This is a genomic window from Streptococcus sp. 27098_8_186 (assembly GCF_041432055.1).
Taxonomy (GTDB): domain Bacteria; phylum Bacillota; class Bacilli; order Lactobacillales; family Streptococcaceae; genus Streptococcus; species Streptococcus dentalis.
Genome location: NZ_JAPVYV010000003.1, coordinates 169,942 through 185,333 on the forward strand (window position 1 = coordinate 169,942; position 15,392 = coordinate 185,333).

A 15,392-nucleotide genomic window follows, 5' to 3' on the forward strand; every position below is an offset into this window, starting at 1 on the left:
AATAGTTTCTTGTGAGTAAACCTCACTTACCCCTTGCAAAGACAGGGGGTCATTAGTCCAAAAGGAGGAACATTATCAATGGCTAAATACGAAATTCTTTATATTATTCGTCCAAACATTGAAGAAGAAGCTAAAAACGCTTTGGTAGCACGTTTCGATTCTATCTTGACTGACAACGGTGCAACTGTTGTTGAATCAAAAGATTGGGAAAAACGTCGTCTTGCATACGAAATCCAAGATTTCCGTGAAGGACTTTACCACATCGTAAACGTTGAAGCGAACGACGCTGTAGCTCTTAACGAGTTCGACCGTCTTTCAAAAATCAACGGTGACATTCTTCGTCACATGATCGTAAAAGTTGACGCGTAAGAAATCATCAGAGGTGACTTATGATTAACAATGTTGTACTTGTCGGTCGTATGACCCGTGATGCTGAACTTCGCTACACTCCAAGCAATCAAGCAGTTGCTACTTTCAGCCTAGCTGTCAATCGCAACTTCAAGAGTCAAAATGGAGAGCGCGAAGCCGATTTCATCAACTGTGTGATCTGGCGTCAGCAAGCAGAAAACTTAGCCAACTGGGCTAAGAAAGGTGCTTTGATTGGGATTACCGGTCGCATTCAAACACGTAATTACGAAAACCAGCAAGGTCAACGTGTTTATGTCACTGAAGTCGTAGCAGACAGCTTCCAACTATTGGAAAGCCGTGCAGCACGCGAAGGGCATGCAGCTGGTGGCTATTCATCAGGCAATGGTGGTTTTGCTGGAAATGCAACCCCAAGCTTTGGTGGATCTGAACCAAGCAATGCAGCGCCAAACTTTGGTCGTGAAGAAAATCCATTTGGAGCGAATCCAATGGATATCTCAGACGACGATCTTCCATTCTAAGAGTGGGTTTAACGAATTAAAACTATAAAGGAGAATTAAACATGGCTCAACAACGTCGTGGCGGATTCAAACGCCGTAAAAAAGTTGATTACATCGCAGCAAACAAAATCGAATATGTTGATTACAAAGATACTGAGCTTCTTAGCCGTTTCGTTTCAGAACGTGGGAAAATCCTTCCTCGTCGTGTAACTGGAACTTCAGCGAAGAACCAACGTAAAGTAACAACAGCTATCAAACGCGCTCGCGTAATGGCTTTGATGCCTTTCGTAAACGAAGATTAAAAAAGAGGTCCAGTGGACCTCTTTTTCATGAGCTTGAAGACAAGAGAGCGAATTAAGACCCAGATGGGTCTTTTTTTCACGAGCTTGGAAATGTAAGAGCGAGTTGAGGTCCAGTAGACCTCTTTTTCATGAGCTTGAAGACAAGAGAGCGAATTAAGCCCCCTACGGGTCTTTTTTTGCGAGCATAGAAATGTGATAGTGTGTTAGGTCCGTGTGAAGCTCTTTGACCTTTCCCAAGCTCTGATTATGCTATAATGAGGGGAGAAAGGTATCAAGGAGGGAACTATGAAGGAAGGTGTAATCATCAGGAGGATGATAAAGGCAGATATTGAGCACATCTCTCAAGCTTTTATCCACCAAGGGTGGCCGGGTAGAGAGGATATCTTGACTAGCTATTTTCAGGAGCAGGAGAATAGAGAGAGGGACGTATTAGTAGCTGAGTCGGATGGATTTGTGGCAGGCTATATCACTATATTGCCTGCTGCCAAGCATGGCCCTTTCGTGGGAGTCTATCCTGAACTATCTGATTTTAATGTTTTTGAACCATTTAGAAATCGAGGGATTGGGAATCAACTCTTAGAGGAGGCAGAAAAAAGAGTCCAGCTACTATCAGAGATTGTTACTTTAGGGGTTGGTTTACACTCGGGTTATGGCCCAGCTCAAAGACTGTATGTCAAACGGGGCTATATCCCAGATGGATCTGGGGTTTGGTTTAGTGATCACCCCTTAGCCCCTTACAGTTCTTGTGAAAACAATGATGACTTAGTCCTCTATTTTTCAAAAAGATTGAACAGGGAAATACAGTAAAACAAAAACGGATGAAAACTTCATCCGTTTCTTTTTAGCGACGAGTTGCGGGTGCTGTGCTCGAACTTTTAATATTAAAGCGTTTCTTGAGGTAGAAGCGAAGGACAAGTGCTAAAGCTCCTAAAACGATGGCAAGGACATCTGGAATAGTTGGGTTGAGAACCTGTGGGAGTAGGGAAGTAAAGGACAAGACAATGACCCAAAGGAACATGACTCCAACAAGAATCGGCATGGATTTCCAAAGAGAGGGACGCTCGCTGCGATCTTTGGTGCCATCCATATACTGATAGAAGAAGTAGTACATGAGATACAAGAGCAGGGCCCCTGTCAAACTTCCAAGAATCAAGGTGATCAACCCATAGCCAGTACGACGCGGTGCGACCAAGTTCATAAAGGCGCTAATCGCAGCAAAAACACCAAAGATAAAGAGGAAGGAATCCAAAATCATGAGAGAGGGAGCATCGTTTAATTTCGGATGCTCTTTTTCATAGCGTTCTTTCTCGCTGAAAGAGTTCGCCCATACAGTTGGAGCTCCAAAAAGGGTCCGTGCCGGAATTCCTTTTCCTTGGTTTTCATGGATAGCTGGTAGAATTTCTTGGATGAGGCTTTCGGCTTCTTCCTCTGTCTTTCCGTTTTCAAGCAATTGGTGTTTGGCGATGCGGATAAATTCTTGATTTTTCTTACTAAGTTGATGAAGGTCGGTGTGAGACATAGTTACTCCTTTGATGTACAAGTTTGGTTAGAACCATTTTTTATGGATGAGGTAGACGACGAGGGACCCGGTCAGGGCAAAGGCGATGAAAATAATCAGCCAGAAGGCATGGGGTTCGCCATTGAGCGGAAGCTCATTGTCCTTGAAGTTCATCCCATAGGCCGAAAAGATCATGGTTGGAATGGACATGACAATGGTGACGAGGGCCAGGGTCTTCATGATGTTGTTCTGGTTGTTGGAGATGATCGATGCGAAGGTATCGGTCATGGAGTGCAGGATATTTCCATAAATATCTGCCATCTCGATGGCCTGCTGGGTTTCGATCAAGGTATCTTCCAACAGATCCTCGTCTTCTAGGTATTTCTTGATGTTACTAGTGGCACTGGTCAATTTCTTGATCACGCGCTCATTGGTTTTCAGAGAGGCCTTAAAGTAGACGATGGTTTTTTCCAACTCCATCAACTCAATCAGCTCTTCATTACGCGTTGATTTGTGCAATTGGCTTTCAATCTGCTCGCTTTTGCGATCCAAGGTACGAAGCGCAGACAAGTAGAGTTCAGCGTTGCGATAGAGGATCTGAAAGATAAAGCGCGACCGCATAAAGGTATAGAAATTCCGCAAGCGTCGGTTGATAAAGATATCTAGAAGCGGCAATTTCTCCAAGCAAGTCGTGATAATAGCCTCTTCTGTCAGGATAATCCCTAGCGGAATGGTCACGTAGTAGGTCTGATTGTTCCGCTCTTCCTTGATGGGGACGTCGACGATGATCAATGTGTACTCATCTTCGATGGTCATACGGGACATTTCTTCCGCATCGAGTGGTGCCCGCAAGTCTGCAATATCGATATTAAAAGCAGAGGCGATTTCCATCGATTCACTTTGAGAAGGGTTAACAAGGTTGATCCAGCTACCGGGTTCCAGCGTCTCTATTTCTTTAAATTCAGTCGTTGTCGATAAAAAGACCTGTTTCATGGTGCCTCCCCTTGTTTTTTTACACCTTAACATTATATCAGAAAAAGGATGGTTTTGGATAAAAGAATACTAAAAAATTTGTTATAATGGAGGTTAACAAAAAGGTGATTAGAGTAAGAACATGCAAGATAAAATTGTCATTCATGGGGCACGCGCCCATAATTTAAAAAATATAGACGTGGAAATTCCACGGGACAAATTAGTCGTGGTGACGGGTTTGTCTGGATCTGGAAAGTCCAGTCTAGCCTTTGATACCCTCTATGCAGAAGGCCAGCGCCGCTACGTGGAGAGCTTATCGGCCTATGCCCGGCAGTTCTTGGGAAATATGGAAAAACCAGATGTGGACTCCATTGACGGCTTGAGTCCAGCCATTTCCATCGACCAAAAAACGACCAGTAAAAACCCCCGTTCTACAGTGGGGACGGCAACAGAGATCAATGACTACCTGCGCTTGCTCTATGCACGTGTAGGGACGCCTTATTGTATCAATGGGCATGGAGCGATTACAGCTTCTTCGGTTGAGCAAATTGTCGATCAAGTCTTAGAATTACCAGAGCGCCAACGCCTGCAAATTCTAGCTCCCATTATCCGTAAGAAAAAAGGCCAGCACAAGAATATCATTGAAAAAGTCCAAAAAGACGGCTATGTCCGGGTGAGGATCGATGGTGAGATCTATGATGTGACAGAGGTTCCAGAACTGTCTAAAAGCAAGCAGCACACGATTGAAGTAGTTGTGGACCGAATCGTGATCAAGGAGGGCATCCGCTCGCGGCTCTTTGATTCGATTGAAGCAGCCCTTCGGATTGCGGATGGTTATGTCGTGATTGATACCATGGATGGCAAGGAGCTACTCTTTTCGGAGCATTATGCTTGTCCAGTCTGTGGCTTTACCGTTCCTGAATTAGAGCCCCGCCTCTTTTCTTTCAATGCGCCTTTTGGATCTTGTCCAGACTGTGATGGGCTGGGCATTAAGCTAGAGGTGGACTTGGATTTGGTGGTGCCAGATGATCGCTTAACCCTTCGCGAAGGAGCACTTGCGCCTTGGAATCCGATCTCTTCCAACTACTATCCACAGATGTTGGAGCAGGCCATGATCCATTTTGGCGTTGATATGGACCGACCTTTTTCCGATCTTTCTCAAGAAGAAAAGGACTTGGTCCTCTATGGTTCAAACGGGAAGGAATTCCACTTCCACTATGAAAATGAGTTTGGTGGGGTTCGGGATATCGAAATTCCTTTTGAAGGGGTCGTAAACAACATTCACCGTCGTTTCCGTGAAACCAATAGTGATTTCACCCGCAACCAAATGCGCTCTTATATGAACGAATTGACCTGTGCGACCTGCCATGGCTACCGTCTCAATGACCAAGCACTTTCTGTTCGTGTTGGTGGGGAGAAGGGGATGCATATCGGGGAAGTGTCAGATCTATCGATTGCGGACCACTTAAAAGCCGTGGACCAGCTGGTCTTAACGGACAATGAAGCTACGATTGCAAGACCGATCCTAAAAGAGATTAAGGATCGCTTGACCTTCTTAAACAATGTGGGGCTCAATTACTTGACCCTGTCACGATCGGCTGGGACCTTATCAGGTGGAGAAAGCCAGCGTATTCGTTTGGCAACCCAGATCGGTTCCAACCTCTCTGGTGTCCTTTATATCTTGGATGAGCCGTCTATTGGCCTCCATCAAAGGGACAATGACCGCCTGATTGCCAGTCTCAAGAAGATGCGCGATTTAGGCAACACCTTGATCGTCGTCGAACATGATGAAGATACCATGAGAGAGGCAGACTACCTGATCGACGTCGGCCCAGGTGCCGGTGTCTTTGGTGGAGAGATCGTTGCAGCAGGAACTCCAAAGCAGGTGGCTCGCAACAGCAAATCCATCACGGGTCAGTACTTGTCCGGCAAGCGCAAGATTCCGGTTCCAACGGAACGCCGTTCAGGGAATGGCCGCTATATTGAAATAACAGGAGCCAGTGAGAATAACTTACAAGACATCACAGCGCGCTTTCCTCTGGGCAAATTTATCGCAGTCACTGGAGTTTCCGGTTCTGGAAAATCGACCTTGATCAATGGCATCTTGAAAAAAGCCATCGCTCAAAAGCTCAACCGCAATTCGGAAAAACCAGGGAAATACAAGACGATTCAGGGGATTGAGCATATCGATCGCTTGATCGACATTGACCAAAGCCCGATTGGCCGGACTCCTCGTTCCAATCCAGCGACCTATACAGGCGTCTTCGATGACATTCGCGATCTCTTTGCTCAGACCAATGAAGCCAAAATTCGGGGCTATAAAAAAGGCCGCTTTAGTTTCAATGTCAAGGGCGGGCGTTGTGAAGCCTGCTCAGGAGATGGGATCATCAAGATTGAAATGCACTTCTTGCCGGATGTCTTTGTTCCTTGTGAGGTCTGCCATGGACGTCGTTACAATAGTGAGACCCTCGAAGTCCACTACAAGGAAAAAAATATTGCAGAAGTGCTGGATATGACGGTCAATAAGGCGGTTGAATTCTTCAAGCACATTCCAAAAATTGAACGCAAACTCAAGACCATCCAAGATGTGGGCTTGGGCTATGTAATGCTGGGGCAACCAGCGACCACCCTTTCAGGTGGGGAAGCGCAGCGAATGAAGTTGGCTTCTGAATTGCACAAGCGCTCTACAGGAAAATCCTTCTATATCTTGGATGAACCAACGACCGGACTCCATACCGAAGACATTTCTCGCTTGATCAAAGTCTTAGAGCGTTTTGTGGATGATGGCAATACAGTCCTTGTGATTGAGCACAATTTAGATGTTATTAAGACAGCAGACCATATCATCGATTTAGGACCAGAAGGTGGTGTCGGTGGTGGAACCATTATTGCGACCGGAACACCAGAAGAAGTAGCAGCAAATCCTGCTAGCTACACAGGACAATATTTGAAAGGAAAATTACAATGAATCAACGGATCAGCAACTTAAGAAACAAAATGAAAGCCCAAGACCTCAAAGCAGTATTGATTAACAATTTGAAAAATGTTTATTATTTGACCAATTTCTGGGGTTCAAACGGAACTGCTTTGGTGACAGAAGAACGTGTGGTACTCTTTACAGATTCGCGCTACACCATCCATGCCCATGCGACTTGTTTTCCTTTTGTAGAGATTGTGGAAACCCGCGATGAGTTGACTGCAGCTGCAGAGATCGTTAAGGACCTTGGAATCAAAGAACTTGGTTTTGAGGATGAAGTGACGGTAGCCTACCATGCCCGTATGGCTTCTGTTTTCAGTGGCATCAGCCTTCAATCCCTAGCAAACTTTGTCATGGAATTGCGCTTGATTAAAGATGAAACCGAGATTGCGGCGATTAAAAAAGCTTGTAGCATTTCTGATCAAGCCTTCCATGATATTTTGGACTATATCAAGGTAGGGAAAACGACAGAGTTGGAAGCAGCGACTTTCCTCGATTTTAGAATGCGGGAGTTGGGAGCTTCTGGTGTATCTTTTGATATTATCTCGGCAGCTGGTGAACGCTCTGCCATGCCTCACGCGACTCCAAGTGATCGGGTGATTTCAGCAGGAGATGCCTTGACCCTTGATTTTGGTTGCTTGTATAACCACTATGTCAGCGATATGACACGGACTATCTATGCAGGACATGTCAGCGACAAGGAAAGAGAAATTTATGAAACCGTTTTGAAAGCCAATCAAGCCTTGATTGCTGCTGCTAAAGATGGACTTGGCTTCCGTGATTTTGATAAAATCCCACGTGATGTGATCGAGGCAGCCGGCTATGGTCAATACTTTACTCATGGAATCGGTCATGGGATTGGGCTAGATATCCACGAAGAACCATACTTCAGCCAAACGTCTAAAGAAGCGATTCAAGCAGGGATGGTCTTAACAGATGAGCCAGGTATTTATATCGAAGGTCTCTCTGGTGTGCGGATCGAAGATGACCTTTTAATCACAGAAACAGGCTGTGAAGTCTTGACTCTTGCTCCTAAAGAATTGATTGTCCTTTAAAATATACGTTTCTCTTAACTTCTGTTTAGACAGAGATGTGAAGAGAAGACTATGAAATGAATTGTAGAGGAGTTCTTCTCCCTGACATCTTATTTGGAGCACTATCCATTTTGGTATAGGAACTACAATAACAAAACACGAAAGAAGCAAAGGGTAATTTGGATGTGGATGGATCAGGGGCGGTCCATAGCAATCCTTTCTTCTCCAAAAGAGACAATTGCTGTTTGAGAAAAATCAAATTGTGTGTTACAATAAAGAGTAATCTATTTTTAAAAAAAGAGGTAATAAAACATGATCGAAGCAAGTAAATTGAAAGCTGGTATGACTTTTGAAACAGCTGACGGAAAATTGATCCGAGTTTTGGAAGCTAGCCACCACAAACCAGGTAAAGGAAACACTATCATGCGCATGAAATTGCGTGATGTCCGTACTGGTTCAACATTTGATACAAGCTACCGTCCAGAGGAAAAATTTGAACAAGCGATTATCGAAACAGTTCCAGCTCAATACTTGTACAAAATGGATGATACAGCCTACTTCATGAACACTGAAACATATGACCAATATGAAATTCCAGTTGTGAACGTAGAACAAGAATTGCTTTACATCCTTGAAAACTCAGAAGTAAAAATTCAATTCTACGGAAGCGAAGTGATCGGTGTAACGGTTCCTACAACTGTTGAATTGACTGTTGCAGAAACTCAACCATCTATCAAAGGTGCTACAGTGACTGGTTCTGGTAAACCTGCTACAATGGAAACTGGTTTGGTCGTAAACGTTCCTGATTTCATCGAAGCTGGACAAAAATTGGTCATTAACACTACTGAAGGAACTTACGTTTCTCGTGCATAAGAGACATCTCAGGGTGTCAAATAGAAAGGAACTTCTATGGCAACTGAACAATTTGGTGACATCGTTATTGCACCACGTGTATTAGAAAAAATTATTGCGATTGCGACAGCAAAAGTAGAGGGTGTCTATTCGCTTGAAAACAAGAGTGTTTCAGATAGCTTATCCAAACGTTCGCTTGGACGTGGCGTCTACCTTCATACGGAAGAAGATGGTCAAGTTTCAGTAGACATCTATCTCTATTTAGAATATGGAGTGGCTGTACCATCTGTCGCTGTAGCCATTCAAAAAGCGGTCAAGTCAGCAGTTTATGATATGGCAGATGTAACCTTGGATGCTGTCAACATTCACGTTGTTGGGATCGCAACGGAAAAATCTCCAAAACCAGACTTGAAAGATTTGTTTAATGAGGACTTCCTCAATGACTGATGAAATTTTATTAGAATCACGTCGAGATTTGCGCGAGCGCGCCTTCCAAGCCTTGATGGCCTTGGAATACGATGGAAACATTGTTGAAGCTTGTCGCTTTGCTTATCTACATGATAAGGACCTAGCAGAAGACAAAGAAGTCGATCTTCCTGCCTTTCTCATGAATCTCGTGACGGGCGTCTACCAATCCAAAGATCAACTGGACCAACAAATCGGTCAACATTTGAAAACCGGCTGGACTGTTGAGCGCTTGACCTTGGTAGAGAAAAACATCCTTCGTCTGGGAATTTATGAAATAACAGAGTTTGATACACCACAGATCGTCGCAGTCAATGAAGCGGTGGAATTGGCCAAGGCCTTTTCAGATGAAACCTCTTCACGATTTGTCAACGGTGTCCTCAGTCAATTTGTGACAGAAGAATAAGTAAAAAGGGAGTGGGAAAGAACTCCAACTAGTTAAAAGAGTTCGTTTTCCCACCCCCGCACAGTTGATTAGGTCATCTTTGGAGCTTAAAAGGCGAACAAAGATGCCAATCAACCACTGCGTCATACAGTTATTTCTATTAAATATAAAAGGCTAGACAGTTTTTGCCCAGCCTTTTTTTTGACGAATAACAACCCCTACAGTAATAGAATTGTAGGGGTTGTTTTAGACACTTTTTCCAGAGTGGAGACTAACGGGCAAGAAATAACCGGTAGTCGCTACTTTTTTTCCTTCGATCTTTTGGAGTAAAAGATCCACCATGAGGATAGCAATGTCTTCGAGGGGTTGTTGGATGGTTGTCAGTTCAGGTGTATAGGTCTCGATGAACTGGGTTCCATCATAACCAATCACTTTCAAATCCTGAGGAATCTGAATATCTAATTCTCTAGCGACTTTCATGATCAAGATCGCCGTCAAATCATCGGAGGCAAAAATGGCATCTGGTTTGTGGTGGGTTAAAATCTGTTTGATTTCCATTTCTTTGCGAATAGGGGAGAAATCACTGGAAACATTAATGATCATGGACTCAGGTAGAACCGATGCAAATCCCGCATGACGCAAGCCTGTTGGGGAGTTGGAGTTGTCATTACCTGTGATCATGATAATATTTCGGGCTCCAGTTTTTGCTAAAGTTTCTGCTGCAAGCACCCCGCCAGCGTAGTTGTCTGAGGAGACAACCGGAATTTCTGGGGAGAGGTTGCGGTCAAAAGCAATGATAGGAGCAGTTACCCGGTTGTAATCTTCAATGCCCAAATTATGACTTCCTGAAATGATGCCATCTACCTGGTTGGCCTCCAACATCTCAATATATTCGCGCTCTTTTTCAGAGTCGTGTTCACTATTGCAGATGATGGTTTTATAGCCGTGTTTAAAGAGTTGGTGCTCTAGTTTGTCGATTAATTCAGCATAGAAAACATTGCTGATGTTGGGAAAAATCAAGCCAACTAACTTGGCTGATTTTCCTTGGAGGCTACGAGCAACATTGTTAGGTTTATAGCCCAATTCTCGCATGGCTTCTTGGACTTTTTGGATCGTTTTTTCAGACAGGTATCCTTTTTTATTGATAACCCGTGAGACAGTAGTAGGGCTGACACCGGCGAGTTTGGCGACATCAGTTAGCTTTGCGACCATAATCAAGTTCGTAGTAAGTTCCAGTAGGGGTTCCAGACTTGATCAAGATTCCATTTTGATCCGCATGTGGGTAGACCCGACCAGAAAATACTTTTTCTCCTTTATTGATAAAGATTTCAAATATCGAATTGTCAATGAAAATATTAGCGGTTGTGGCTTGGTTAGCGATTGGGCAGCTACGGCTCGTACCGAATTCTTGGGCATATTGCTCACCTGCCTGGCTACGATCCACTGTGACTAATCCTTTAGCCAGATCAAATGTGAGAACTAAGCCCTTTCCTTCTGCATCTGCAAAGAGGACGATTTCGTTTTGGCTATCCTTTTCAAACTGCAATTCCAATTCATAGCAGTTCTTGGTTTGTGCCTTGTTGGCAAATGCCTCACTCTCAGCGCGCAAGTCCTTGATCGCTTCAACTGGGTATTGGTAGAGTTTGCCATCTTTGATGGTTAATTCTTTGACCAGTGAGAGAGCTCCTTGGTAGTCATAGGAATCTGTTGGATAAGAAACGTCTGGAAGACCTAGCCAGCTGACAGCATAGGCACGTCCATCGGGTGCATTAAATCCTTGAGTCGCATAGGCTTCAAAACCATAGTCGAGATTATGCAATTCAGATACATCCACCATTTTGGTCTTTTCTGGGTCAAAGTTTGCCCCGATCTTGTACATATTTGGGTAGATATTGTCATAATCGAGAACTGATTTATCTAAGCCTTGAGGGCAGTAGAGGAGAACGGGTTGGTCTCCAACAAAGACTAGGTTGGGACATTCCATCATATAAGCTGTCCGATCGTTTGCAAAATCCAAGTCACCGACTGCAACCCAGTTGGTATAGTCGTTATCTACAGCCTTATAGAGACGGATGAATCCTTTCTTCTCAAGGTCTTGGCCACCAACGATAGCGTAGTATTGACCCTTGAAATTAAAAATCTGTGGGTCACGGAAGTGATCCGTAGAGTCAGCCGGTTGATCAATCAAAATTTTGTCAATTTTTTCAATCTTTCCGTCTTTGTCCATCAAAGCACCGACTTGGTAAGGATGACGAACCCATTCTGCATCCCGAACATTTCCAGTGTAGAATAGGAATAGTTTGTCACCAAACTGCATGGCTGATCCGGAATAAGCTCCATGACTATCCAAATCTGTGTCTGGAAGAAGCGTTACCCCAGTTTCTGTGAAATGAACCAAGTCTTCACTTTCTGTTTGTACCCATGATTTTAACCCATGGGCTGCACCAAATGGGAAATTTTGGTAAAACAAGATCCATTTTCCATCAAAGTAGGAAAAACCGTTAGGATCATTTAAGAGACCAGCTTTTGGCTCAACATGATAGTGTGTATGCCAAGGAGATTTGGCCATATGATCTTGGATGGCTTGCTTTTCCTCTTTTGTCCAGTCTTCGTAACGTCTGTAACGACGTTCAGTTGTCCATTCCATTTTATTCCTCCGAATTTTTTCTTACTTCCATAGTACCGATTTCCTATTAAAAATGCAAGCGATAAATGAAAAAAATGGCAAAAAATGTCAAACGATTGACAGCTATTTTGCAGCCTGAAGAAAAGAGGAGAAGTTGGAAATCTATGAAAAAATGAAAGAAAATGAAAATAAAAGACTGGTTTAAAGTGCTAAAAAGCGTAGTATAGGCCTGTCTTAAAATGAAAATAGTTTCATGCTATCAAAATGTGTCAAAAAGTCCAAAAAAGTTTCAAAAAAATCCTGCAAAACGGTTGACATATTTTCAATACGTGGTACAATTAAAAACGTAGAGGCGGGTGAACCGTTTTCAAAACAATAAAAAATAAGGAGATTTTTGCAAATGTCAAATACAGAAATTGCAAAAAAAGTCATAGATGCAATCGGTGGGGTTGAGAACGTTAGCAGTGTTGCTCACTGTGCGACTCGTCTTCGCGTGATGGTAAAAGATGAATCAAAAATCAACAAAGATGTTGTTGAGAACATTGAAAAAGTACAAGGTGCTTTCTTTAACTCAGGTCAATACCAAATCATCTTTGGTACTGGTACTGTAAACAAGATCTATGATGAAGTAGTAGCTCTTGGCTTACCAACATCATCAAAAGATGAAATGAAAGCTGAAGCTGCTAAACAAGGAAACTGGTTCCAACGTGCGATCCGTACCTTTGGAGACGTTTTTGTGCCAATTTTACCAGCGATCGTTGCAACTGGATTGTTTATGGGGATTCGCGGTGCTATTGCTCAAGACCAGGTTTTGGCTTTGTTTGGTACAACAGCAGACGCATTTAAATCTACTGATTTTTATACATATTCAACAATTTTAACTGATACCGCGTTTGCCTTCTTCCCAGCCTTGATTTCATGGTCTGCGTTCCGAGTATTCGGAGGAAATCCTGTTCTTGGGATTGTAATTGGTTTGATGATGGTTAGTCCGACACTTCCAAATGCGTGGGTTGTAGCGGAAGATCCTTCTAAAGCAGCAACATACTTTGGTATCTTCCATCATGTGGTTGGATTCCAGAACTCAGTTCTTCCCGCTTTCTTCGTTGGTCTAATTGGTGCGAAACTTGAAAAGTGGCTCCATAAGAAAATTCCAGATGTCTTAGATTTGTTATTGGTTCCATTATTCACATTAACAATCATGTCATTCCTCGCTTTGTTTATTATTGGTCCATTCTTCCACAGCATTGAAGAATATGTACTGAATGCAACTAAGTTTATTTTAAATTTACCATTCGGACTTGCAGGGCTTCTTATCGGTGGGGTTCATCAGTTGATTGTCGTTACTGGCGTCCATCATATCTTTAATCTTCTTGAATCACAATTAATTACTGCAGATAAAAAAGATCCATTTAATGCAATCATTACAGCAGCTATGACTGCGCAAGCTGGTGCTACTTTAGCAGTGGCAGTAAAATCTAAATCTCAAAAAGTGAAAGCTTTAGCATTCCCAGCAACTATTTCTGCTTTGCTAGGTATTACTGAGCCTGCAATCTTCGGGGTGAACTTGCGTTATGTGAAACCATTCGTTATTGCTTTGGGAGCAGGTGCTGTAGGTGGTTGGATTGCATCTATGTTAAATCTGGCTGGTACAGGATTTGGTATTACAATTATTCCAGGTACACTTCTCTATCTAAATGGTCAATTATTGAAATATGTATTTATGGTTGTATTTACAACTGCACTAAGTTTCGGTTTGACTTATATGTTTGGTTATGAAGATGAAGCTTCATCAGTTCCTGCAGAGGACAAAGAAGCTGGTGCAATTATTGAAGAAGAAACAACTGGAGTTATTCCAGCATCTCTTCAAGACGAAACCATCATCTCTCCTATCGTTGGTAGTGCTGTAGCACTTGCTGATGTGAATGATCCTGTCTTCTCAAGTGGTGCGATGGGACAAGGGATTGCCATCAAACCAACTGAAGGCGTTGTCTATGCACCAGCAGATGCTGAAGTAACCATTGCTTTCGCAACTGGACATGCTTACGGTTTGAAGACAGCTAATGGTGCTGAAATCTTGATCCACGTTGGGATTGATACCGTATCAATGAACGGTGAAGGATTTGATCAAAAAGTAGCTCAAGGCGATAAAGTCAAAGCTGGTGAAGTCCTTGGTACATTTGATGCAGCGAAAATTGCCGCAGCTGGTCTTGAAGACACAACTATGGTGATCGTCACTAACACAGCTGACTTTGCTTCTGTCACACCTGTTGCAACTGGATCTGTTGCGAAGGGTGATGCGATCATCGAAGTCAAAGCTTAATCGAAAAATAAGTTCTCAAGGACTGGTCTATCATCTCCAGTCCTTGAATTTTATTTCTCAAAAAAAGTGTGTTTTTTCTTTAGAGAAGAGAAAAAGATTGACTACAAAATATGCTATAATAAATACAGAATATTTTTCATAATAAAAAAGGAGCCAACATGACAAAATTATATGGAAGTTTGGAAGCTGGCGGTACAAAATTTGTTTGTGCAGTTGGTGATGAAAACTATAATGTTGTGGAAAAAGTACAATTTCCAACAACCAAGCCAATTGAGACGATTGATAAGTGTATTGAATTTTTCTCAAAATTTGAGGATCTAGTTGGGCTTGCGATTGGATCATTTGGACCAATTGATATCGATCCAAATTCAAACACTTATGGTTTCATCACAACGACTCCAAAACCAAATTGGGCCAATGTAGATATCGTTGGGGCTTTCCGACGTGCCTTGAATGTACCTATCTATTTCACGACAGATGTGAATAGTTCTGCCTATGGAGAAGTGGTCGCACGCAATAACGCGGGTGGTCATATCGAAAACTTGGTTTACTATACAATCGGAACAGGAATCGGAGCTGGTGTCATCCAACGTGGTGAGTTTATCGGGGGAGCTGGACACCCAGAAATGGGGCACTACTATGTGGCTCAACACCCAATGGATGTGGAAAAAGAATTCAAGGGTGTTTGTCCTTTCCACAATGGCTGTTTGGAAGGCTTTGCGGCTGGTCCTAGTCTGGAAGCTCGTACAGGTATTCGTGGAGAAAACATTGAACTCAATAGCAATGTATGGGATATTCAAGCCTACTACATCGCACAAGCAGCAGTGAATGCGACAGTTACCTTCCGCCCAGACGTCATTGTCTTTGGAGGAGGAGTCATGGCTCAACAACACATGTTAGATCGTGTTCGCACGAAATTTACTGCTCTCTTGAACGGTTACCTCCCTGTACCAGATGTGAGAGATTACATTGTGACACCTGCAGTTGCTGGCAATGGTTCAGCGACCTTGGGGAACTTTGTCCTTGCAAAAGAAGTGAGCGAGAAGCTTAAAAAATAAGAAGCAATTGTCTCTTAGAGGTTAGAAACACGAGCGA

At 43.1% G+C, this 15,392-nt stretch carries 15 protein-coding genes; 11 read left to right on the forward strand and 4 right to left on the reverse strand.

Translation table 11 applies throughout. The features are described 5' to 3' along the window. Positions 1 to 78 precede the first annotated feature (78 nt). From rpsF to O3602_RS05000, 4 genes are all read left to right on the forward strand, one after another. Entirely contained in the window at positions 79 to 369 is a 291-nt protein-coding gene (gene rpsF, locus O3602_RS04985) for a 30S ribosomal protein S6 (RefSeq protein ID WP_003005040.1), read from the forward strand. 20 nt (positions 370 to 389) lie between these two features. Continuing rightward, positions 390 to 887 carry a single-stranded DNA-binding protein gene (locus tag O3602_RS04990; RefSeq protein WP_003005554.1) on the forward strand — a complete coding sequence of 166 codons (498 nt, stop codon included), beginning with the start codon at positions 390 to 392 and terminating at the stop codon, positions 885 to 887. 41 nt (positions 888 to 928) lie between these two features. Then, on the forward strand, positions 929 to 1,168 hold the full coding sequence (gene rpsR / locus O3602_RS04995) for a 30S ribosomal protein S18 (RefSeq protein ID WP_000068664.1): 240 nt from the start codon (positions 929 to 931) through the stop codon (positions 1,166 to 1,168). Between the two features lie 285 nt (positions 1,169 to 1,453). Then, entirely contained in the window at positions 1,454 to 1,975 is a 522-nt protein-coding gene (locus tag O3602_RS05000; protein WP_371611268.1) for a GNAT family N-acetyltransferase, read from the forward strand. A gap of 34 nt (positions 1,976 to 2,009) precedes the next feature. Here the strand turns inward: O3602_RS05000 and O3602_RS05005 are convergent, their stop codons facing one another. Further along, positions 2,010 to 2,687 (reverse strand): DUF1129 domain-containing protein, encoded by a 678-nt coding sequence (locus O3602_RS05005; RefSeq protein ID WP_223344914.1) that lies wholly within the window; start codon positions 2,685 to 2,687, stop codon positions 2,010 to 2,012. Positions 2,688 to 2,714: 27 nt separating this feature from the next. Continuing rightward, positions 2,715 to 3,659, reverse strand: a complete 945-nt coding sequence (locus O3602_RS05010; protein ID WP_003005422.1) for a magnesium transporter CorA family protein — start codon at positions 3,657 to 3,659, stop codon at positions 2,715 to 2,717. 121 nt (positions 3,660 to 3,780) lie between these two features. On the opposite strand from O3602_RS05010, the gene uvrA reads away from it, so the two are divergent. From uvrA to nusB, 5 genes are all read left to right on the forward strand, one after another. Beyond that, positions 3,781 to 6,606 carry an excinuclease ABC subunit UvrA gene (gene uvrA / locus O3602_RS05015; protein ID WP_371611269.1) on the forward strand — a complete coding sequence of 942 codons (2,826 nt, stop codon included), beginning with the start codon at positions 3,781 to 3,783 and terminating at the stop codon, positions 6,604 to 6,606. Further along, entirely contained in the window at positions 6,603 to 7,670 is a 1,068-nt protein-coding gene (locus O3602_RS05020; RefSeq protein WP_371611270.1) for a M24 family metallopeptidase, read from the forward strand. Before uvrA ends, O3602_RS05020 begins: the two co-directional genes overlap by 4 nt. A gap of 291 nt (positions 7,671 to 7,961) precedes the next feature. Beyond that, on the forward strand, positions 7,962 to 8,522 hold the full coding sequence (gene efp, locus O3602_RS05025) for an elongation factor P (RefSeq protein ID WP_003005479.1): 561 nt from the start codon (positions 7,962 to 7,964) through the stop codon (positions 8,520 to 8,522). A 36-nt stretch (positions 8,523 to 8,558) separates the two neighbouring features. Continuing rightward, positions 8,559 to 8,948 carry an Asp23/Gls24 family envelope stress response protein gene (locus tag O3602_RS05030; RefSeq protein ID WP_003005404.1) on the forward strand — a complete coding sequence of 130 codons (390 nt, stop codon included), beginning with the start codon at positions 8,559 to 8,561 and terminating at the stop codon, positions 8,946 to 8,948. After that, positions 8,941 to 9,372, forward strand: a complete 432-nt coding sequence (nusB, locus tag O3602_RS05035; protein ID WP_371605552.1) for a transcription antitermination factor NusB — start codon at positions 8,941 to 8,943, stop codon at positions 9,370 to 9,372. Before O3602_RS05030 ends, nusB begins: the two co-directional genes overlap by 8 nt. Positions 9,373 to 9,597: 225 nt before the next feature. On the opposite strand, the gene O3602_RS05040 is transcribed toward nusB, so the two are convergent. Then, a complete protein-coding gene (locus O3602_RS05040; protein ID WP_003013415.1) occupies positions 9,598 to 10,563 on the reverse strand; it encodes a LacI family DNA-binding transcriptional regulator in 966 nt (321 codons plus the stop codon). Continuing rightward, positions 10,544 to 11,998 carry a sucrose-6-phosphate hydrolase gene (locus O3602_RS05045; protein ID WP_371611271.1) on the reverse strand — a complete coding sequence of 485 codons (1,455 nt, stop codon included), beginning with the start codon at positions 11,996 to 11,998 and terminating at the stop codon, positions 10,544 to 10,546. Before O3602_RS05045 ends, O3602_RS05040 begins: the two co-directional genes overlap by 20 nt. Positions 11,999 to 12,377: 379 nt before the next feature. On the opposite strand from O3602_RS05045, the gene O3602_RS05050 reads away from it, so the two are divergent. Further along, positions 12,378 to 14,297 carry a sucrose-specific PTS transporter subunit IIBC gene (locus O3602_RS05050; protein ID WP_070505240.1) on the forward strand — a complete coding sequence of 640 codons (1,920 nt, stop codon included), beginning with the start codon at positions 12,378 to 12,380 and terminating at the stop codon, positions 14,295 to 14,297. A gap of 158 nt (positions 14,298 to 14,455) precedes the next feature. Then, complete coding sequence (gene scrK / locus O3602_RS05055) at positions 14,456 to 15,355, forward strand: fructokinase ScrK (RefSeq protein ID WP_003016958.1); 900 nt, start codon at positions 14,456 to 14,458, stop codon at positions 15,353 to 15,355. Positions 15,356 to 15,392: the final 37 nt, after the last annotated feature.